The following is a 20,229-nucleotide window of genomic DNA, read 5'->3' as shown; positions in this document are numbered from 1 at the left end:
GGCACATTATGAAATCTGAAGAAATAATACCTGAAGGACAGATTGCTGATCGTAAAAGTGCTCATGTTCGTCTTTGTCTGGAAGAAAATGTAGCAGGAGAAGGCGTAACTTCCGGTTTTGAAAAGTATCATTTTCGCCATCAAGCCTTACCAGAACTGGATTTTGCCACTATTTCACTACAAACTTCTTTTCTAAATCAACCGGTTGCTACACCTTTACTAATCAGTTCGATGACAGGTGGTAGTCAAGCTACCGGAGATATTAACAAACGTTTAGCGACTGTAGCCGAGCAACGGGGCTGGGCCATGGGACTAGGCTCTGTACGAGCTGCCATAGAACATGATGAGTTAGCAGCTACTTTCAATGTGCGTCAACAAGCGCCAAATATTCCGATTATAGCGAATCTAGGTGCTGTGCAGTTGAATTATGGATTTGGGATTGATCAATGTCGACGTGCTGTTGATCTGGCTGAAGCCAGTGCATTGGTGCTTCATTTGAACAGTTTACAGGAAGTTTTTCAGCCTGAAGGTAATGTTAATTTTGCCGGTTTATTGTTACAGATTGAACAGATCGCCAAGCAGTTAGAAGTACCGATCGGTATCAAAGAAGTGGGTTGGGGAATCGATGGAGAGACCGCTCGCTTGTTAGTGGAAGCAGGAGCATCGTTTATAGATGTGGCTGGTGCAGGTGGGACATCTTGGAGTCAGGTCGAAAAGTTCCGCAGTATTGATCCTGTACGCCGCGCCGCTGCTGAAGCTTTTGCAGGCTGGGGCACACCGACAGCAGAGTGTATCGTAGATGTCCGTCAAGAACTGCCTGAAATGACTATTATCGGTAGCGGTGGACTCAAAAATGGAGTCGATGCCGCCAAAGCGATTGCGTTAGGAGCCGACTTTGCTGGATTTGGAAGATCGCTATTAGGAGCGGCTGTAGAATCGACAGAAGCGTTGGAACAAGTATTAGCTCAAGTTGAATTTGAATTATCCGCCGCAATGTTGGGTATTGGAGCAGGAGATATCACTGCATTACAATCGACCACACGCTTGCGTTCGAACGTATAAGTATAGTCATATATATCTAAAAATATTTATCCTTTGGGCAGAAAGGAGTCAACATATGGCTGTATCCGAAGCCGAACAAGCACGCCAGCATACGATTCAACAGATTGCAGAACGGTATCAACCTCTTTTTAAATATTTGAAAAGCAAAAAATGTCTCCGTCAAAAAAGTGGTGACTTTACATTTGATATTTCATTTACAAGCTCCAAGTACGGTGAATTGCGTGTATTTGTAAGTGTAGAGACAGCAATAGCACCTCCTGATGCCAATTGTGTTTTTATCAGTCCGATTGTAAATTTGACGCGTAAATACAAAAATATAGATAGTTATCATGTCATAACTATCAGCGAGCGGGAGCGGGTCATTGAAGAAATTTGTCGGTATATCGATGATTATGTTTTGCCGTTCTTTGCCCGCTTTGAACAGATTGAAGTTCTTTCACAAGAAGTCTCCAAACAAGGATTTTTACCTCATCGCAAAAACTGGGATCGGTTCAGTCTGACCACCAAGCGCTTTCTAGAATTATATCCTCCTTCTTCTTAAATTAAAGATCCGTTGTATCTCGAAATCCAATCTATTTTGGATTTCTATCTTTATTTCTGAAAATATTCTGAAAATTTCTGAATGATAGTACAAATTAACTATACTTTTTTGCATTTCCTCTTCAAAACTCACACCTTTTGTACGATATATATGTAGTTAGGCATCTTGAGGACTACAGAATAGATAGAGGTATGAAGGAGGCAACATCAGTGAAAAGGGGCAAAAAAATTAAGTTAGGGTTACGCTTGAAATTATATCTTATGATTATCGTGCCATTGATTATAGTGGCTGTATTAACCATGTTTATTACACAAATATTAATTAAAGATGCTGCTTTATCTACAATGCAGTATAACAACCAAAACTTAGCTAAAAATACGATTGCTAATCTTAATTTAGCTGCTATTGAAAAGCTAGGTACGAGTAAAAATCCAGAACAACTTCAAGAATATCGCGATCTTCGTGACCAGTTGACTATGTTACGTCAAGAAACGGGATCATTATATATTTATTTGTTTAACTATGTGGATGGAAAATGGTTCTATACAGTGGACGGAGCCGCATGGGATGATGAGGACTACAGCAAATACGGAGACGAATTTGAATTTAGTTCAGGGATTGCTCCAGAGGTATTATCAGAACAAATGGTGACTACTGATGTAGCTACAGATCCGACATGGGGAGAATTATTTTCTACCTTTTCACCGATCAAAGACCCAAGTGGAAAAACGGTCGGATACTTGGGAATCGATATTTCGGCAAGTGCTGTGAATACAGTCTATTCCAGTACATTAAAACAGGCATATCAAATGGTTATTCCTGTATTTACAGTGGTTCTATTGATTGCTGTTTTATGTGCAATGGCATTTATTCGCCGGATGTTACGTCAAGTGGGCGAGATCAAGACGAGTATGGAAAATGTCACTAAAGGTGATCTAACCGTACAATCGAAACGGATTACAGGAGATCAATTAGGCGATATCAGTGACTTGAATAATGCAATGGTCGCTCATATCACCGATATGATTACTAATATTCAGAACAGTTCGCATACCCTACAAGAATCGTCTCAATATATTTCAAAAGTTTCTGAAGGCACATTACGTCAGACAGAAGAGTTATCACGTGCCATTCATGAGATTGCTACGGGTTCAACCCAACAAGCACAACAGACCGATGAAGCAGTACAACATTCAGAACGTCTGGGACAGATTATTGATGAAGTGGGCAGTTATGTAGATCGCTTCGGAGATACCGCTCGCCAACTGACTGAAGTGCGCGAACAAGTCACACAAGAACACCAACGATTGTTAGCACAAGGTAAGCAAAATGTTCAACAAATGCAGCATATGCAGTTGATGTCACGCACGTTAGCAGAGCAATCACAACAAGCGGCGAATGTGAGTGGTCAAGTTCAAAGTATTGTAAAACAGACTCAGATCTTAGCATTAAATGCATCCATCGAAGCTTCTCGAGCAGGTGAAGCAGGTAAAGGATTTGCTGTTGTTGCGAGTGAAATGCGAAGTCTAGCACAACAGTCTGAAGATTCGATTCGTGAAATTGATATGATTTTAGGTAGCTTTGTCGAGCAAATCAATAGCATGAGTGGTCAATTTGATACAACCATGCAGTCTGCGGATCGACAAGAATCTCAGATTACTGAATGTATGGAGACATTTGAACAAGTGAGCCAAGTGTCTGAAGAAGTACACGGATTAGCTGTAAACCTAGCAGATCGTACAGCACATATGCAAAATATTCGTCATGAAGTAGAAGAGCAACTCAGTTATATCGCTTCAGCGACTGAAGAAACCTCTGCTATGACCGAAGAAGTATCGGCTAGTGCGCAAGAACAAGAACAGTCGGTTACTGAATTATCGACCATCTCTCAAAATCTAACGACACTGTCGAGTCAACTTCAAACTTTGACGAATAAATTTATCGTATAGTTGTTTGCCACACCGAGGGTTCTCATATATAATGAGTGTGGAAATTCATGTTCGTTTATTTATAAATTCAGATCAATAGGAGTTGTCATATAAATGGCTTTGAAAGCAGGTATTGTCGGATTGCCGAACGTTGGTAAATCTACTCTTTTTAATGCAATTACACAAGCAGGTGCAGAATCTGCGAACTATCCGTTTTGTACAATTGATCCTAACGTAGGGATCGTAGAAGTTCCAGACGAGCGTTTAGACAAATTAACAGAATTGGTTGTACCTAAGAAAACGGTACCTACTGCTTTTGAATTTGTAGATATTGCAGGTTTGGTACGTGGAGCAAGTAAAGGCGAAGGTTTGGGTAACAAATTCTTAGCGCATATCCGTGAAGTGGATGCGATTGTACACGTAGTTCGTTGTTTTGAAGATGAGAATATTACGCACGTTGATGGCAAAATCGATCCAATCAGTGATATCCAGACGATTAATCTGGAATTAATTTTGGCTGATTTGGATAGTGTAGAGAAACGCATCGAGCGTTCACGCAAAAATGTTAAAGGCGGTAACAAACAAACTGCTCAAGAAGTCGAAGTATTAGAGCGTATCAAAGAATCGTTGTACAACGATATGCCTGCTCGTAGTATTGAGCTAAGCGAAGATGAGCGTCTACTTGTTCGTGATCTTCATTTGCTAACGATGAAGCCTGTATTGTACGCAGCTAATGTGAGCGAAGATGGCGTAACTGAAGCAGATACTAATCCTTTTGTATTAAAAGTAAAAGAATTTGCTGAAGCTGAAAATGCGGTTGTTGTGCCGATCAGTGCTAAAGTTGAAGCAGATATCTCTGAACTTGAAGATGAAGACAAAGCGATGTTCTTAGAAGAACTGGGTCTAGCAGAATCTGGTCTAAACCGTCTAATCAAAGCAGCTTACCAGTTGCTAGGTCTGTACACTTACTTTACAGCAGGTGTACAAGAAGTACGTGCTTGGACAATTCGCAAAGGAACCAAAGCTCCTGGAGCAGCTGGCGTGATTCATACTGACTTTGAACGCGGATTTATCCGTGCAGAAGTCGTAGGATATGAAGATCTTGTGAATGCAGGTTCGATGAACGGTGCTAAAGAACGCGGACAATTGCGTTTGGAAGGTAAAGAATATTTGGTTAAAGATGGCGATGTTATGCATTTCCGCTTTAACGTGTAAGATTGATCTTTGAAATGATGATTAGCATATAACGTTGATCATTGAGCATAAGTAAAGAGTCCCGTTTTCCCTAAAGGAGAGCGAGACTCTTTTTTTATTCAAATTATTTTATTTTTAAAAATTAAGTTGTAAAATTCGTTCAGAAATTACCTTTGATTCATAAGTAAAGAAAAAGACAAAGTTTAGGGAAAGAAGCTCTTTTGCCTCACTATATATCATCTATATAAATTAAGAGGAAGCTAATTATGAAGCAATACCAAAATGAATTTCCCAACTCTTCGAGTCTAATGAATGAAAACTTAAGTACTATTGATCCCTTATTCACAAATAATAATAGTATTTCGCTTACTGCAGCTCCATCTGGTCCAGAAGTAAGAGCTGTAGTAGTAAATTATATTAGTAAAGAGCAAGCGCTACAGATGATTTGAGATTATACAGGGACGAGTGCTTCCATACTACGAGTAGCGTTTTACTCTGTAGGTGCTGGAGTGGCTGCGAGGGCTATTAAGTAAGGCAAGATTACCTCAAGTTATTGCAGTAGGTCAATAGATTCAACAAATTGCTAATGTTACTCCTTCTAATCAAATGCAACAAATCGTATTAGAATTAGCTGAGAATTATAAACAGTTTCTTGTATTACATTTATGCTTACTACATGGTAAGAGTTTCGTTTGTTGCCAATTATGTCGTATTGGACTTATACACAACAACTTCTTACCAAACATGATAATATAAAAATCCCCCTGTTATTAAATAGGAGGATTTCTTTTATGTTGTTTCTTATTTAATACTTCTTTATATAATTTGAAAAAAACATATATACAAGCTACAGAGAATAAAGCAACAAATAATTTGATTAGTAAGCCTTGAAATTCCAAGTAGAAGGCATTGAAAGCGTTAATAAAAGAAACAATGAAACCTATTATACTAGCAATCATCTGACTATTATATCCTTTAGAATTCTCAATGTTGACAGAATCATAAATTAATATACATAATCCATGAATTATTAAGCAAAAACCAGCTAACGAAAAATGAGATATTAACCCAAACAAAATAATTAAAATTACCCAAATAATCAGGGCAACAACGGGAAAGAAAATTTTTGATTTATTTATATTCATGTCTATAAATAGCCTCCAATTTGTTAACTACTTATTTATTATATCAAATTTTCTATTTGGTATAGATATTTGTAATAGCAAAATAAATAAATCAAATTATGGAGTTGTATATTTTAACATTAGTGGATATAAATTTTACTTAATTTTGAAAGGCATCGATTTTATAATATATAACAGGTATTTATCCATAAAAAAGAAATGCTCATCAGATCAACGAGCACTTCTCAAAAATACATATCCATGCTTTGCATAACATCGATTAACCTATATATTTAACTAATTCATCTTAACGATTTAACATTTTCATACTTTCAGGTGCATAACGTTCACCGACAGCAGAACCTTTAGGAGCGGCTTCATCAATCGTTTTTAATTCAGCATCGGTTAACTTCACTTGCGTTGCACCGATATTCTCAAGCAAATATTTGACACGTTTGGTTCCAGGAATCGGAGCGATATCTTCGCCTTGGGCCAGTAACCATGCTAATGCTAGTTGAGAAGGTGAACAATCTTTCGTTTTGGAAATTTCTTGAATACGTTGCACCAAATCCAGATTCTTCTGGAAATTTTCTCCCTGAAAACGTGGAGAATAACGACGGTAATCATCTTCTGCCAAATCTTCAAATGACGTAATCTGACCTGTCAAAAATCCACGTCCTAGAGGGCTATAAGGAACGAATCCGATTCCAAGCTCACGACAAGTGGGCAAAATCTCATCTTCTACATCACGACTCCATAGTGAATATTCGGTCTGCAAAGCAGAGATTGGATGAGTTTGATGTGCACGACGAATCGTTTCAGAGGATGCTTCAGATAGTCCAAGATAACGAACTTTACCAGCCTGTACAAGATCACTCATCGCCCCAACTGTTTCTTCGATCGGAACATCTGGATCGACACGATGCTGATAATAGAGATCGATCGTATCAAGACCAAGACGTTTGAGACTGTTATCGCAAGCTTCTTTCACATATTCAGGACGACCGCTAATCCCTACATAAGAACCATCTTCATTGCGGACATTACCGAACTTGGTGGCTAGAATTACTTGATCACGATTTTGCTGCATAAAAGGCCCGATTAATTTCTCATTCGCCCCTATGCCATACATATCTGCTGTATCAAAAAAGGTAACTCCATTATCCAATGCGACTTGTAAGGTGTGTAGTGCTTCTTTTTCATCGATCTCACCGTAAAATTCGGACATACCCATACAACCTAGACCTAGTGTCGAGACTTGTAACCCTTGTGAACCTAATTTCCGTTGATCCATGAATACAACTCCTCATCATCCAATAGAGTAGCTCCACCTATCGCTAGATACAGATAAAAGTGTGCTCTTTAATACATAACCCTTTGTACCCTGTGTTTGCTTCAATACAGATCAGAATAACCAGCTAAGCAAAGGTAAACTGTGTATGTTCTGACATATTACTTTCTTTATTATAGTCTTATTGATCTTACGTATTCAAATAAGCATCGTTACTCTAAAAAAAAGTACGCTACCACCGTAATTAAGGATATGAAATGGTTACTTCTTGTGCTATAATTAAGAGTCGTAACCACTAATATTTCCCAATATTATGTGTAGATCGATATGGAATGATGATGTTTGTTTTGATGATAGACTATGTAAAGTTAAACTGCGCATGCAGCAGATTGAATAAAAGAAGAGGTGGATTTCCGTGTTAGATCGTTTACAAGCATTAGCGGACCGCTATGATAAATTGAGCGAGTTATTGTGTGACCCTGACGTAGCAAGTGATTCCAAACGTTTAAGAGATTTATCCAAAGAGCAATCTGATCTACAACCTATGTATGAAGCGTATATCGAATACCGCAAAGTCACTGAAGAATTAGATGCTGCTAAAGTGATGCAAGGCGAGAAGTTAGATGATGAAATGCGTGAAATGGTCAAAATGGAGATCGATGAACTTTCCACTCGTAAAGACGAATTAGAAGCTCAGATCCATATTTTATTGTTACCTAAAGATCCTAACGATGATAAAAATGTAATCGTTGAGATTCGCGGAGCAGCAGGTGGAGATGAAGCGGCTTTATTTGCAGCTGACCTTTACCGTATGTACACTCGTTATGCAGATACACAAGGCTGGCGTGTTGAAATGATGGATGCAAGTACCAGTGATCTAGGTGGATTTAAAGAAGTAACATTCTTGATCAATGGACGTGGAGCATATAGTAAGCTGAAATTCGAAAGTGGAGCACACCGTGTGCAACGTATTCCTACGACTGAATCAGGCGGACGTATTCATACTTCTACCTCTACAGTAGCTGTTATGCCCGAAGCAGAAGAGTTAGAAATCGAGATTCACGATCGTGATATCCGTGTGGATACATTCTGTTCAAGTGGAGCAGGCGGACAGTCTGTTAATACGACCAAATCTGCCGTACGTGTAACTCATATGCCTACAGGCATTATGGCGACTTGTCAGGATGGTAAGTCTCAGAACTCGAATAAAGATAAAGCATTACAAGTACTTCGTGCACGTATCTCCGACATGATGCGTCAAGAAGAAGAAGCCAAATATGCAGGCGAACGTAAAAGTAAAGTAGGTACAGGTGACCGTAGTGAACGTATCCGTACGTACAACTTTCCACAAAGCCGTGTAACTGATCACCGTATTGGTCTAACCATGCACCGTTTGGATCAAATCATGAATGGTGAGATCGAAGATATCGTATCTGCATTGACGTTAGCAGAACAAGCAGATTTGATGGAAAAAGAGGCATAATCTATTGGTACAACAGACAGAACAATTTACGATGAAGCCAGAACAAAGTATACGGGAAGCCTATGTTGAGGCTTCTTCTTTTTTAAGTGCTCATCAAGTGATGGAGCCTGAATCGAATAGTCGTCTTTTGCTCGAATGGGTGCTTGGAGTAGAAGGTTCTGCTTTTTATATGGCGATGTTTGAACCGTTTCCTTATGATAAACAGCAATTATGGCAAGAAGTTATTATGCGCAAAGTAGCAGGGGAACCTGCGCAATACATTATAGGTGAGCAAGAATTCTATGGTGAGCGATTTATCGTCACACCTGCGGTGCTGATTCCTCGCCCCGAGACAGAATTGTTGGTCGAAGCGGTAGTGAAGATCGGTCAACAACGGATGGTTAAACAAGCCGATCAATCGCCTTTTGTCTGTGCAGATATCGGAACAGGTAGCGGAGCGATAGCGTTAACGATTGCACGCATGTGTCCAACATGGCAAGTGTGGGCAAGTGATATTTCACCGGATGCGCTATCCGTCGCCAAGCAAAATAGTATCCAGCAGAACACACCAATTCACTGGCATGAAGGTAATTTGTTAGAACCTTTTGCCGGGCAGAATATTGATATTTTAGTATCCAATCCTCCTTATATTCCAGATGAAGATATTCTGGCATTACAGCCTGAAGTTAAAGATTATGAGCCGATGACTGCACTTGCAGGAGGACCGGATGGGTTAGGTCCTTACCGCATTATGATGGCACAATTAACTTTACTACCTGCATTGCCCAAAGTGATCGGTTTTGAGCTTGGGATTGGACAAGCACAGGATGTAGCGGATATGGTTAGAAGTGTAGGTTATGAACGTATTGAGATTATCGCTGACCTTGCAGGTATCCAGCGGCACGTCATAGGTATAAAAGAAAGTTAAGGTTGAACCGGAAAAGGGGGCAGACATGATCGCCAAGCTTAAAAGAATAGATTGGAATTTATTTACCATTCTGCTAGTTATGATGGGAGTCAGTATAGCTGTTATTTACAGCGCTACTCATAGTACGCCCAAGTTTGCCAATTCGACAGAACGAATGATCATTTACTATATTGCAGGATTTGTTGTCTTTTTCGTGATGTCGATGGTCAACTACCGGATCTGGCTCAAATATTCTCTTTATATTTATGGCGCAGGGTTAGTGTTGTTATTACTCGTTATGGTTATTGGACAAACGCTGAATAATGCACAAGGTTGGCTTAGTATTGGTGGACTCAGTCTACAGCCTGCCGAGTTATTCAAAATGGTATTAATTTTATTTCTAGCGACATTACTTTCACGTAAAGAACAATTAAAATTATTATTCTGGCGTGATGTGACTCCGCTGATTGCGATTACGTTTATTCCATTTGCTTTAGTTATGGCTCAAAATGATTTGGGTAACGCTTTGAGTTATCTGATTATTATGATGGCATTACTATGGATCGGTAATATCAAATATACGCAAGCGATTTTATTTACATCCTTAGCTATTGTGATGGTTATTGTCGGTATTCGCAGTTATGTTGCTTATCACGATAATATCAAAACTTATCTCGCAGATATCAAGCGTGATCACTGGATGGAACGGTTAGATCCATGGTTAATGCCTGATCAAGCTACAGAGAAAGCGATCTATCATACACGTAATGCGAAGCTTGCTATAGCATCCGGTGGACTGAGTGGTGAAGGGTATATGAAAGGAACATCGGTTCAATCGGATCGTGTTCCATTAACCTATTCAGATTCTATTTTTGTTGTAGTGGCTGAAGAGTTTGGATTTATAGGCGCAGCTATTTTATTACTGCTCTATTTCACCTTAATTCATCGCTTAATTCTAGTATCGTTAGAATGCCGGGAGCGAGCAGGACCTTACATTATTATAGGAATAGTTGCGATGTTGTTATATCAGATTTTTGAAAATATCGGTATGTTTATCGGCATTATGCCATTAACAGGGATTACGTTACCATTTATCAGTTTTGGCGGTACATCACTGGTAATGAATATGGCATGTATGGGACTCGTAATGAGTATACGAATTCATAATCAAGAAGATAACGATGAAGTTTCTGTAAATGTCACTCAACGTTATGCATTGAATAAATAAAGCCAAGGTCATCAGCAAGGAGGCATGACATGATGAACAACCAGACAGAGAATCACAGCGAACAGCCTCAAGCAGATTCAGCGGATTCTCTGTTCACTTGTTGGGATGTGCGTCATTCAGAGCATATAGAACAACAATTAAGCGAAGCCGGTCAGATTTTGGCAAATGGCGGTATCGTCGCTTTTCCCACAGAAACAGTATATGGACTTGGAGCAGATGCCCGCAATACACATGCGGTAGCATCTGTTTTTACTGCCAAAGGAAGACCTTCAGATAATCCATTAATTGTGCATATTTCAGATCGTGATCAGTTGAGCAGTTTGGTTTCTGAGGTTAGCGATTTAGAACAGACGTTAATCAATCATTTCTGGCCAGGACCGCTTACACTAGTGATGCCTGTACGTCCTGATACTGTATCCCCTCTGGTAACAGCTGGACTACAGACAGTAGCGATACGTATGCCTGATCATCCGGTAGCGTTAGCTTTGATTAGTGCTTCTGGATGTCCGCTAGCGGCTCCTAGCGCCAACCGTTCAGGTCGACCGAGTCCAACAACAGCCGCACATGTGATTGAAGATTTGTCTGCTGTGATCAATGGAGTGGTCGATGGAGGAAGTGCAGGGATTGGTGTTGAATCGACAGTCATTCAGGTACAAGACGATAATACGATTATGATTCTTCGCCCGGGTGGTATTACGGAAGAACAATTATCTTCTTTTGCTCCTGTCACTCGTGATCCTGCTCTGAATGATGCGGCTACAGCATTGGTTCCACGTTCACCTGGTATGAAATACACGCATTATGCACCCCAAGGATCAATGACGATTGTGATGGGATCGCAAGATAATGTCGTTAATCAATATATAGAACAACAGATCAGACAAGCTCAAGCACGTGGTGAGAAAACAGGTGTATTGGTTTTTGATGAAAATCCATTGCATCTAGCAGATACACTGGGCTTATCGCTAGGCAGTCGTGATCATCTTGAAGAAGCAGCGAACCGATTGTATGCGGCTTTGCGTACATTTGATCGTGAAGGTATTACTTTTATTATGTCGCAAGGCTGTGAGCAACAAGGTGTAGGTGTAGCTGTAATGAACCGTTTATCCAAAGCTGCGGGTGGTCAGATTATTCATTTGTAAAAATAGTGATTACATGCGCTAAATTTGGTATAATGATTGATACGGAAAGATTATATTTCCGGTCACCCAAGTCTCACATTATAATGATACGGGAGGTACAGAGAATGCATCACATATTGTTCGTATGTACCGGTAACACCTGTCGAAGTCCTATGGCGGAAGGTTTTATGCGTAAGCTTGCGAGCGAGCGCGGTGTCGATGTGGAGGTTCGTTCAGCCGGTGTAGCTGCTGTAGATGGAATGTCTGTATCCCGTCATGCCGAAGCGGTTCTCAAAGATCATAATATACATGAACAATTATTATCTTCCTCTTTGACTGGAGCAACTATTCATTGGGCAGATCTCATACTCACATTAACAGGGAGTCACAAGCAACATGTGATTCGTAATTTTCCAGAGTCGGCAGGCAAAGTGTACACGTTGAAGGAATATGCAGAAAATGATCACAAAGTGCTACGCGATCTCAAAGAGTTGGATAGCTTATACGCAACGATCGAAATGAATCGTTCTTTAGGCGAAGAAGTACATCCGACCGATCGTCAGCGGTTGATCGAAATTCAACAGCGTATTCCAAGCTTCGATATTGTAGATCCTTTTGGCGGTAGTCGGGATGATTATGAAGTCGCCGCAGCTGATATTCGTCTTGCATTAGAAAAGTTAATCGACAAGATTCAAGCCTATCGTACGCAATAAGATAGAGGTTAATTTTAGAATAGATATTGATTTTACGAAAAACATGTCTTATGATGTAACTCATAAGAGAGATCCGATGTAACTGGCGACGAGAGTGGAGATGAACCACGATGGAGCATCGGAACATACGGCCGGTCGCCTGGGCAAAAGAGCAGACGTGCGATATTTTTCGCGCACGTTGTGCTCTTTTTTTGTTCTTTACATGTTGTAACTCCTTCTCTCATCTTGTTGTCGCCGTTAGCCCTATGCTTGCGCTATAATAAAAAACGAGTGCATTGCACACGTACCTTTTGCAGATAGTGAATGAGCTAAGAAAGCACAAGGAGGATTGAACGATGAGTGATCAGGAAAAAATACAACAAATTCGTTTAGATACCGCAGCTATTGTACGCGAGTTAGCAGAAGAAGCTAAGCTAGATCGCCATAAGCTACTGGTGATCGGTGGAAGCACCAGTGAAATCGCAGGCAAACATATCGGAACAGCCGGAACGTTAGATGTTGCTGAAGCATTGGTGGAAGGGATTCGAGAAGTACAAGCTGAATACGGATTCCGGTTAGCTTTTCAATGTTGCGAGCATTTAAATCGAGCATTGGTGATGGAACGAGATACACTGGATCACTACAATTATAATGAAGTCGCCGCAGTACCGATTCCCAAAGCAGGCGGATCGATGGCAACCTATGCGTATCAGACATTTGTTCATCCTTGTTTGGCAGAACAGATTGAAGCACATGCAGGTATCGATTTTGGAGAGACCTTGATCGGTATGCATTTGAAAAGAATAGCTGTCCCTTATCGACCTGCAATTCGTTTTGTAGGCGAAGCTAGAGTCAACGCAGCGCGTACACGTCCACCTTTGATTGGTGGCGAAAGAGCCGTCTACACACCGATGGTTCATGCAGATCGATAAGCTTAAATAGGTGATCTCTAAATTTAAAATAAGCAATCCAAAACAGGTATTCAACCGATCTCTAGGAGGAATTAAACAATGATGGAGCAATTACGAAAGAACGATCCGGCAGTATTAGAAGCAATGGGACTTGAACTTAAGCGTCAACGTGACAACATCGAATTAATCGCTTCTGAAAATATCGTAAGTGAAGCGGTTATCGAAGCTTTGGGTTCGGTATTAACGAACAAATATGCAGAAGGCTATCCAGGCAAACGTTACTATGGCGGTTGTGAACATGTAGATGTGGTTGAAGATATCGCTCGTGATCGTGCGAAGCAATTGTTTGGTGCAGAACATGTCAATGTACAGCCTCACTCAGGTGCACAAGCGAATATGGCGGTTTATCTTGCAGCGCTCAAACCAGGTGATACTGTTCTAGGGATGAACCTTGCTCATGGTGGACATTTAACACATGGTAGTCCTGTAAATGCTTCTGGATTGTTGTATAACTTTGTGGCTTACGGTGTACAAGAAGATACATTCCTTATCGATTATGATGAAGTTCGCAAAGCAGCGTTCAAACATCGTCCTCGTATGATCGTAGCTGGTGCTAGTGCATATCCGCGTACGATTGATTTTGAAAAATTAGCTTCGATTGCAAATGATGTAGGTGCTTTATTTATGGTGGATATGGCGCATATCGCAGGATTAGTAGCAGCTGGAGAACATCCAAGTCCTGTACCTCATGCACATTTTGTTACAACAACAACACACAAAACACTGCGTGGACCTCGCGGCGGTATGATTATTTGTACTAAAGCATGGGCACAAGCGATTGATAAAGCAGTATTCCCGGGTTCACAAGGTGGTCCATTGATGCATGTTATTGCTTCCAAAGCAGTTTCTTTCGGTGAAGCATTACAACCTTCTTTCAAAACTTATGCTCAAAATGTAGTCAAAAATGCAAAAGTGCTTGCTCAAACATTAGTAGACGAAGGATTGACCATCGTTTCAGGGGGTACAGACAATCACTTGATGCTTGTGGATACACGTAGCGTCAATATCACAGGTAAAGAAGCAGAGCATGTTCTGGATTCTGTAGGCATCACAACCAACAAAAATGCGATTCCTTTTGATCCAACAAGCCCGTTTATTACAAGTGGTATCCGTCTAGGAACACCAGCAGCGACTTCTCGTGGTATGGATGAAGCGGCAATGGTGAAGATCGGTCAAATTATTGCGATGACGCTTAAAGCACCTAAAGATGAAGCTGTTCTTGCCCAAGCAAGTGCGCAAGTTGCTGAATTAACAAGCCAATACCCTTTATATCAACAAATGAATTATTAATTTCAAAATTAAATAAAGAGTTCCTTAACACCGTTAACTTCTAGATAACCGGCAGAAATTCTTATTTCTGTCGGTTTTTAATTATTTTTTTCAAAAAATTTGAAAGATTTACTGCCATTTAAGCCATTTACCATTATAATAGAAAAGACTGGGTGGAAATGCTGTAGAATTTGTTTTTATCTGGTAATTGTAAGCGTTATATTGATAGACTCAATATAGAAAATGGATTTTGCTATGCTAAAAATCATGTTTGATAAGAGCTATATTTACGCTCATCAAAGTATGAAGTATTAAAAAGAAATAATTCGACAGGATATCGGATGAAATTGCCCACAGGGAATGATATAATAGACGAGGTTTATGGGGTAAGAACGTATTCCCCTAATCCTTTTGCTTTGTGGAATGGCCACAAAACCTGATGTGATAGCAAATAGGATGTAGCTAATGTTTATTATTGAAAAGTACCGGAGGGAAAAACCATGGCAAAATTAGTAATATGCGATCATCCTTTAATTCAACACAAATTAACATTTATTCGTGATGTACAGACTAACACGAAAGATTTCCGCGAGCTTGTTGACGAAGTCGCAACATTAATGGCTTACGAAATCACACGTGATATTCCACTTGAATCAATTCCGGTAGAAACACCTGTAATCAAAACAGAAGGTAAAGTCATTTCTGGACGTATGTTAGGTCTAATTCCTATTTTGCGCGCAGGATTGGGTATGTTAGATGGCGTTCTTAAATTGTTGCCAGCAGCTAAAGTAGGACATGTGGGATTGTTCCGTGATCCAGAAACATTCCAACCGGTTGAATATTATGTGAAGCTTCCGACAGATGTACAAGAACGCGAATTGATCGTTATTGATCCGATGTTAGCAACAGGCGGTTCTGCTATTGCTGCGATCGATGTTCTTAAAAAGCGTGGATGTACTCAGATCAAAATGATGAATCTTATCGCTGCTCCTGAAGGGGTCAAAGCTGTTCAAGACGCTCACCCGGATGTAGATATTTATGTTGCTGCATTGGATGAGAAGTTGGATGAGCATGGATATATCGTACCTGGACTCGGCGATGCCGGAGACCGCTTGTACGGAACCAAGTAAAGCGAGGTAATCCCAGACTTATGAAAAAAATTAAAGTAATGACTATTTTCGGTGTACGTCCTGAAGCAATCAAAATGGCTCCATTGATTCTGGAATTGCAAAAGCATCCTGAACATATTGAGTCAATCGTTTGCGTCACTGCGCAACATCGTCAAATGTTGGATCAGGTTCTTGAAGTTTTTAATATCACTCCAGACTATGATCTTGATGTAATGAAAGATCGTCAGACGCTAAACGAAATTTCGATGCGTGTACTTAGTGGCTTAGAGCCAGTACTGCAAGAAGTGAAGCCTGATATTGTTCTGGTTCATGGAGATACGTTGACTACGTTTCTTGCGAGCTATGCTTCATTTATGCAGCAGATTAATGTGGGTCATGTGGAAGCAGGACTACGTACGTGGAACAAGCTTTCACCGTATCCTGAAGAAATGAATCGCCAATTGACAGGTGTACTTGCAGATTTACACTTTGCACCAACAAGTTGGTCGGCAGGCAATTTGCTAAAAGAAAATAAATTGCCGTCAAGCGTGTATATCACAGGCAACACGGTTACAGATGTGTTTCAATATACTGTACAGCCTGATTATCACCATCCTGTTTTGGAATGGGCAGAAGGTAAACGTCTGATCTTGATGACTGCACATCGCCGTGAATCTCAAGGCGAACCACATCGTAATATTTTCCGCGCGGTCAAGCGTATTGCTGACGAATTTGAAGATATTGCTATTGTGTATCCAGTGCATCCAAGTCCAGCTGTCAAAGAACCTGCTCATGAAATATTAGGCAACCATCCGCGCATTCAGTTGATCGATCCTCTGGATGTTGTCGATTTGCATAATTTTTATCCGCATACGCATCTGATCTTAACCGATTCAGGTGGTCTTCAAGAAGAAGCACCTTCATTTGGTGTTCCTGTGCTGGTGCTACGTGATACCACAGAGCGTCCAGAGGGAATAGAAGCAGGTACACTTGAAATGGTAGGTACAGATGAAGAGAAGATCTATGAGCGTGCACATGCACTGCTGAGCGATCCTGAACTGTATGCTTCGATGAGTGAAGCTTCTAATCCTTATGGTGATGGTCAGGCATCGCCACGGATTGTCAATGCTATTTTGCACCATTATGGTATTTTAGAGGATCGTCCTGAAGAGTTTCACACAACGTTCAAAAAAGGTCCCACAGTCGTATTGTGAAAAATGATTCCACAGTATACAGTGGTACTGTAGGGTTAGTGTGATGAAACGCTTCATATCAACGATGTTCTGTGAAAGTCTTGCGTTAATGCGCTAAAGGAAGATGGTTTGACAAAGGCTTAGCCGATTCAGTACAATGAACTGGGATTCCGAGGGTGGAGTGTAGAATGGCAGATGAACCCAAATCAAGCAATTCAAGTTCAAGCCCGTGGAAAGCGGTTGGACTTGTGAGTGTGATTGGAATAGATTTAGCTGTATGTACACTCGCCGGATTCTGGTTCGGTTCCTGGCTGGATAAAGTATGGAATAGTTCAGGAATAGGAACCGGACTCGGAGTACTTGCAGGTATGATTCTAGGTATTTTCGGTATTGTTCTTATCATTAAGAAAATAGTGGGGGAAACGAATGAATGAAATACCAAGTTACATTTATTGGCTGACCCGGACTACCTTTGTTTTTCTAGCTCTTTGCTTTGTAGCGGTTGCATTCCTGCCTCAATCTCGTCCGATCGCTTTTGGGATGATCATTGGTTCGGCAGTCAGTTATATCAACACCAAATATTTAGCTAAAAAAGTAAGTATGATGACTGAAGCAGCAGCAACAGGTAGAAGAGGACCGAAGGGTCTAGGGTTTGCACAACGTGCAGCAATTTCGATCGGAGCGGTAGTACTTGCTATTGAGTTCCCGCATTTGTTTGAAATTCATGCCCTAGCTGGCAGTTTGGTGTTCGCACCATTCGCGCTAATTGTTATCGGTTATTTCCTTTCTCGCCATGAGCGTGATAACTCCGATAATGAAAGGGGTGAGAAAAATGCATGAATCACCGATGATAAACGTCGGGGGCATCGATTTTGATTTATCTATCATTATTGCGTTGATTGTTAGTTGTGCTGTAGTGTTTATTCTAGTGAAGCTAGCAACGCGTAATCTATCGGTAGAAAATCCAGGCAAGCTGCAAAACTTTATGGAATGGGTCGTAGAATTCGTTCAAGGACTGATTTCCAGTACAATGGACTACAAAAAAGGAAAGCCTTTTCTTTCTCTCGGTTTGACTTTGATTATGTTCATCTTTGTTAGCAATATGCTTGGGCTTCCATTTGGTTTAGTGTTCGATTATACAAGCGTAGAAAAAGCTACAGCTTTTGGTCAACCATTAACATCTGTAGTGGACGGACTGGCAAAAGGAAGTCATGGTGTGGAAGTCGCTTGGTGGAAATCACCTACAGCTGATGCTGGAGCAGCGATGGGTCTGGCACTAATCGTATTCATTCTTGTCCATTACCTAGGTATGGTCAGAAATACGAAGTCATACTTCAAACACTATTTCAAACCGTTCTTTTTCTTTTTCCCTATCAACTTGATCGAACAATTCTCCAAACTGTTGACACACGGTATGCGGCTATTCGGTAATATTTTTGCCGGCGAAGTTCTTATTGCTGTATTACTTAAAATGTCAGGCGTATGGTACGGAGCAATCGCTTCGGTTGTAGGTCTTATTGTATGGCAAGGATTCAGTATATTTGTTGGCTCTATCCAAGCCTTTGTCTTCACGATCCTGGCTATGGTATACATATCACAGTCACTAGAGACGGAAGAAGATCACTAAAATACTATCGGCACGTTTCGGCAACTTTTGAATAGTTGGTATCATCAGTCACTGTGTAAGGGTTCAAAGTTCGGAAGTAGGATAACCTTCATACCGGGCTCAATATAAATTTACTATCTCACATATCTTTAAGGAGGATTTTTAAATGGGAGCATTAGCATTTCTAGCAGCTGCTATCGCAGTAGGTTTGGGCGCATTGGGCGCAGGTATTGGTAACGGTCTAATCGTAAGTAAAACGGTTGAAGGTATCGCTCGTCAACCAGAAGCAAAAGCAACATTGCAAACAGTTATGTTTATTGGTGTAGGTTTGGTAGAAGCATTGCCAATCATCGGTGTAGTATTGGCGTTCATTTTCTACGCAGCAGCGTAAATCAAGCACACACATTGGCGGGGAAGGCCACAGCCATCCGCGCCTTCTTTTTAGCGTGCAGGGTACCTGAGAATTATTTAGATGTTTTGAGGAAGGAGTGAGCTGATTTGCATTTTGTATGGAGCAGTCTTGTAGTTACAATTATTGCTTTCTTGATTTTATATTGGTTATTAAGTCGTTATGCATTCGGTCCATTGTTCTCTGTCATGGAGAAAAGACGTGAGCTGGTTAAACAGCAAATGGATGAAGCTGCATTAACACGCAGTCAAGCAGCTCAATATGTCGAAGACCAAAAAGCTGCACTTCAACAAGCACGTAAGGACGCTCAAGATATTATTGAGCAATCCCGTCAGACAAGTAATCGTCAAGCTGAACAATTAATTACTCAAGCTAAAGAGGAAACGACGCGTCTTAAAGAAGAAGCGGCTCGTGAAATCGAAAGCGAGAAAAATAAAGCTGTTGCTGCACTTCGCAGTGAAATCGGCGCCGTCTCTGTACAGATCGCTTCTAAAGTACTGGAAAGAGAAGTGGATGCCAAAGCCCAAGATCAGTTGGTTGACAACTATCTGAAAGAAGTAGGGATTAGACAATGAGCCGGGATACAGTAGTATCTACGCGTTATGCCAAAGCCCTTTTCGAAGCTGCATCTGAAAATGGCGCTGTAGAAGAGACGGAACAAGAACTAAAAGCAATTGTTGAAGCTTTTGCACAAGATGCAGATCTTCGCAATTTTATAGCAACACCAAATGTATCTTTTGAAGATAAACGTCGTGTGATCGAAACTGCTTTTGCAGGCAAAGTATCACAACCGTTAATTCATACCATTACATTGTTGATCGAACGTGGAAGATATGGAATATTTGGCGAGTTGTTAAATAGTTACACTGAGATCGTAAGTAGAACTCTTAAAGTAGTCGATGCTTTTGTATATACACCTTATCCTTTAGATGAGCGTGAGCAAGCAGAAGTCATTGCTAGATTCGGACAACTATCAGGCAAACGAATTCGTGTGCAAAATATTGTAGACAAAACTCTTCTTGGCGGACTTAAAGTCGTCATCGGAGACATGCTGTACGATGGAAGTCTTTCAGGCAAGCTTAACCGTCTGGAAAAGTCTTTTCAAAGACAAGCACAGTAGATA

At 40.6% G+C, this 20,229-nt stretch carries 22 protein-coding genes and 1 riboswitch; of the genes, 20 read left to right on the top strand and 2 right to left on the bottom strand.

Going from position 1 to position 20,229, the window contains the following annotated elements; translation table 11 throughout:
• The first annotated feature begins 8 nt into the window (after positions 1–8).
• The 5 genes from fni (at position 9) to PO903_RS03005 (ending at position 5,173) form a co-directional block, all read left to right on the top strand.
• Positions 9–1,061 (top strand): type 2 isopentenyl-diphosphate Delta-isomerase, encoded by a 1,053-nt coding sequence (gene fni / locus PO903_RS03025; RefSeq protein WP_273592555.1) that lies wholly within the window; start codon positions 9–11, stop codon positions 1,059–1,061.
• Positions 1,062–1,116: 55 nt separating this feature from the next.
• Positions 1,117–1,602, top strand: a complete 486-nt coding sequence (locus PO903_RS03020) for a hypothetical protein (protein WP_273592554.1) — start codon at positions 1,117–1,119, stop codon at positions 1,600–1,602.
• A 209-nt stretch (positions 1,603–1,811) separates the two neighbouring features.
• A complete protein-coding gene (locus PO903_RS03015; protein WP_069328702.1) occupies positions 1,812–3,551 on the top strand; it encodes a methyl-accepting chemotaxis protein in 1,740 nt (579 codons plus the stop codon).
• A gap of 93 nt (positions 3,552–3,644) precedes the next feature.
• Positions 3,645–4,745 carry a redox-regulated ATPase YchF gene (gene ychF, locus PO903_RS03010; RefSeq protein WP_069328703.1) on the top strand — a complete coding sequence of 367 codons (1,101 nt, stop codon included), beginning with the start codon at positions 3,645–3,647 and terminating at the stop codon, positions 4,743–4,745.
• Between the two features lie 245 nt (positions 4,746–4,990).
• Positions 4,991–5,173, top strand: a complete 183-nt coding sequence (locus tag PO903_RS03005) for a hypothetical protein (protein ID WP_273592553.1) — start codon at positions 4,991–4,993, stop codon at positions 5,171–5,173.
• Between the two features lie 321 nt (positions 5,174–5,494).
• On the opposite strand, the gene PO903_RS03000 is transcribed toward PO903_RS03005, so the two are convergent.
• Positions 5,495–5,869: a hypothetical protein gene (locus PO903_RS03000; RefSeq protein WP_069328705.1), complete on the bottom strand. Its 375-nt coding sequence runs from the start codon at positions 5,867–5,869 to the stop codon at positions 5,495–5,497.
• A 286-nt stretch (positions 5,870–6,155) separates the two neighbouring features.
• Positions 6,156–7,142, bottom strand: coding sequence for an aldo/keto reductase (locus PO903_RS02995; protein ID WP_273592552.1), 987 nt, complete (start codon positions 7,140–7,142; stop codon positions 6,156–6,158).
• A 412-nt stretch (positions 7,143–7,554) separates the two neighbouring features.
• Here PO903_RS02995 and prfA point away from each other — a divergent pair, with 412 nt between their 5' ends.
• The 15 genes from prfA to PO903_RS02920 all read left to right on the top strand — a co-directional run bounded on the left by prfA (position 7,555) and on the right by PO903_RS02920 (position 20,226).
• Positions 7,555–8,622, top strand: coding sequence for a peptide chain release factor 1 (gene prfA / locus PO903_RS02990; RefSeq protein WP_069328687.1), 1,068 nt, complete (start codon positions 7,555–7,557; stop codon positions 8,620–8,622).
• Positions 8,623–8,653: 31 nt separating this feature from the next.
• Entirely contained in the window at positions 8,654–9,529 is an 876-nt protein-coding gene (prmC, locus tag PO903_RS02985; RefSeq protein WP_273594613.1) for a peptide chain release factor N(5)-glutamine methyltransferase, read from the top strand.
• A gap of 25 nt (positions 9,530–9,554) precedes the next feature.
• A complete protein-coding gene (locus PO903_RS02980) occupies positions 9,555–10,736 on the top strand; it encodes an FtsW/RodA/SpoVE family cell cycle protein (RefSeq protein ID WP_069328686.1) in 1,182 nt (393 codons plus the stop codon).
• A gap of 29 nt (positions 10,737–10,765) precedes the next feature.
• Positions 10,766–11,878, top strand: a complete 1,113-nt coding sequence (locus PO903_RS02975) for an L-threonylcarbamoyladenylate synthase (RefSeq protein ID WP_273592551.1) — start codon at positions 10,766–10,768, stop codon at positions 11,876–11,878.
• 104 nt (positions 11,879–11,982) lie between these two features.
• Entirely contained in the window at positions 11,983–12,570 is a 588-nt protein-coding gene (locus PO903_RS02970; protein WP_069328684.1) for a low molecular weight protein arginine phosphatase, read from the top strand.
• Positions 12,571–12,638: 68 nt separating this feature from the next.
• A riboswitch (ZMP/ZTP riboswitch) is annotated at positions 12,639–12,722 on the top strand.
• Positions 12,723–12,905: 183 nt separating this feature from the next.
• Positions 12,906–13,481, top strand: a complete 576-nt coding sequence (locus tag PO903_RS02965) for a TIGR01440 family protein (RefSeq protein WP_069328683.1) — start codon at positions 12,906–12,908, stop codon at positions 13,479–13,481.
• Positions 13,482–13,559: 78 nt separating this feature from the next.
• The gene (glyA, locus tag PO903_RS02960; RefSeq protein WP_273592550.1) at positions 13,560–14,810 is read left to right on the top strand and encodes a serine hydroxymethyltransferase; all 1,251 of its coding nucleotides are present in this window, start codon (positions 13,560–13,562) and stop codon (positions 14,808–14,810) included.
• Between the two features lie 479 nt (positions 14,811–15,289).
• Entirely contained in the window at positions 15,290–15,919 is a 630-nt protein-coding gene (gene upp / locus PO903_RS02955; RefSeq protein WP_069328681.1) for a uracil phosphoribosyltransferase, read from the top strand.
• A 20-nt stretch (positions 15,920–15,939) separates the two neighbouring features.
• Positions 15,940–17,112 (top strand): non-hydrolyzing UDP-N-acetylglucosamine 2-epimerase, encoded by a 1,173-nt coding sequence (gene wecB, locus PO903_RS02950; RefSeq protein WP_069328680.1) that lies wholly within the window; start codon positions 15,940–15,942, stop codon positions 17,110–17,112.
• A gap of 167 nt (positions 17,113–17,279) precedes the next feature.
• Complete coding sequence (locus PO903_RS02945) at positions 17,280–17,525, top strand: AtpZ/AtpI family protein (RefSeq protein WP_137222970.1); 246 nt, start codon at positions 17,280–17,282, stop codon at positions 17,523–17,525.
• Entirely contained in the window at positions 17,518–17,931 is a 414-nt protein-coding gene (locus PO903_RS02940; RefSeq protein ID WP_069328678.1) for an ATP synthase subunit I, read from the top strand. Before PO903_RS02945 ends, PO903_RS02940 begins: the two co-directional genes overlap by 8 nt.
• Positions 17,924–18,718 carry a F0F1 ATP synthase subunit A gene (gene atpB, locus PO903_RS02935; protein ID WP_069328677.1) on the top strand — a complete coding sequence of 265 codons (795 nt, stop codon included), beginning with the start codon at positions 17,924–17,926 and terminating at the stop codon, positions 18,716–18,718. The genes PO903_RS02940 and atpB overlap by 8 nt, the downstream gene beginning before the upstream one ends.
• 145 nt (positions 18,719–18,863) lie before the next feature.
• Positions 18,864–19,088, top strand: coding sequence for a F0F1 ATP synthase subunit C (gene atpE, locus PO903_RS02930; RefSeq protein ID WP_069328676.1), 225 nt, complete (start codon positions 18,864–18,866; stop codon positions 19,086–19,088).
• 107 nt (positions 19,089–19,195) lie between these two features.
• On the top strand, positions 19,196–19,681 hold the full coding sequence (gene atpF, locus PO903_RS02925; RefSeq protein ID WP_069328675.1) for a F0F1 ATP synthase subunit B: 486 nt from the start codon (positions 19,196–19,198) through the stop codon (positions 19,679–19,681).
• Positions 19,678–20,226 (top strand): F0F1 ATP synthase subunit delta, encoded by a 549-nt coding sequence (locus tag PO903_RS02920; RefSeq protein ID WP_069328674.1) that lies wholly within the window; start codon positions 19,678–19,680, stop codon positions 20,224–20,226. The genes atpF and PO903_RS02920 overlap by 4 nt, the downstream gene beginning before the upstream one ends.
• The last annotated feature ends 3 nt before the right edge of the window (positions 20,227–20,229 follow it).

The sequence above is a fragment of the Paenibacillus sp. PK4536 genome (assembly GCF_028594455.2).
GTDB classification, from domain to species: domain Bacteria; phylum Bacillota; class Bacilli; order Paenibacillales; family Paenibacillaceae; genus Saccharibacillus; species Saccharibacillus nuruki.
The sequence above is the reverse complement of the archived record's forward strand: the minus strand, read 5'-3'. Positions and strand labels throughout refer to the sequence as shown.

Excerpts from the sequence above, each read along its gene's own strand:
- PO903_RS03020 (WP_273592554.1), top strand. The coding sequence starts at position 1,117 with ATGGCTGTATCCGAAGCCGAACAAGCACGCCAGCATACGATTCAACAG.
- wecB (WP_069328680.1), top strand. The coding sequence starts at position 15,940 with ATGAAAAAAATTAAAGTAATGACTATTTTCGGTGTACGTCCTGAAGCA.
- PO903_RS02940 (WP_069328678.1), top strand. The coding sequence starts at position 17,518 with ATGAATGAAATACCAAGTTACATTTATTGGCTGACCCGGACTACCTTT.
- PO903_RS03005 (WP_273592553.1), top strand. The coding sequence starts at position 4,991 with ATGAAGCAATACCAAAATGAATTTCCCAACTCTTCGAGTCTAATGAAT.
- PO903_RS02945 (WP_137222970.1), top strand. The coding sequence starts at position 17,280 with ATGGCAGATGAACCCAAATCAAGCAATTCAAGTTCAAGCCCGTGGAAA.
- PO903_RS02995 (WP_273592552.1), bottom strand. The coding sequence starts at position 7,142 with ATGGATCAACGGAAATTAGGTTCACAAGGGTTACAAGTCTCGACACTA.
- PO903_RS02970 (WP_069328684.1), top strand. The coding sequence starts at position 11,983 with ATGCATCACATATTGTTCGTATGTACCGGTAACACCTGTCGAAGTCCT.
- PO903_RS02980 (WP_069328686.1), top strand. The coding sequence starts at position 9,555 with ATGATCGCCAAGCTTAAAAGAATAGATTGGAATTTATTTACCATTCTG.
- glyA (WP_273592550.1), top strand. The coding sequence starts at position 13,560 with ATGATGGAGCAATTACGAAAGAACGATCCGGCAGTATTAGAAGCAATG.
- atpB (WP_069328677.1), top strand. The coding sequence starts at position 17,924 with ATGCATGAATCACCGATGATAAACGTCGGGGGCATCGATTTTGATTTA.
- PO903_RS02975 (WP_273592551.1), top strand. The coding sequence starts at position 10,766 with ATGATGAACAACCAGACAGAGAATCACAGCGAACAGCCTCAAGCAGAT.
- PO903_RS02965 (WP_069328683.1), top strand. The coding sequence starts at position 12,906 with ATGAGTGATCAGGAAAAAATACAACAAATTCGTTTAGATACCGCAGCT.
- atpE (WP_069328676.1), top strand. The coding sequence starts at position 18,864 with ATGGGAGCATTAGCATTTCTAGCAGCTGCTATCGCAGTAGGTTTGGGC.
- PO903_RS03000 (WP_069328705.1), bottom strand. The coding sequence starts at position 5,869 with ATGAATATAAATAAATCAAAAATTTTCTTTCCCGTTGTTGCCCTGATT.
- upp (WP_069328681.1), top strand. The coding sequence starts at position 15,290 with ATGGCAAAATTAGTAATATGCGATCATCCTTTAATTCAACACAAATTA.
- ychF (WP_069328703.1), top strand. The coding sequence starts at position 3,645 with ATGGCTTTGAAAGCAGGTATTGTCGGATTGCCGAACGTTGGTAAATCT.
- fni (WP_273592555.1), top strand. The coding sequence starts at position 9 with ATGAAATCTGAAGAAATAATACCTGAAGGACAGATTGCTGATCGTAAA.
- PO903_RS02920 (WP_069328674.1), top strand. The coding sequence starts at position 19,678 with ATGAGCCGGGATACAGTAGTATCTACGCGTTATGCCAAAGCCCTTTTC.
- prmC (WP_273594613.1), top strand. The coding sequence starts at position 8,654 with ATGAAGCCAGAACAAAGTATACGGGAAGCCTATGTTGAGGCTTCTTCT.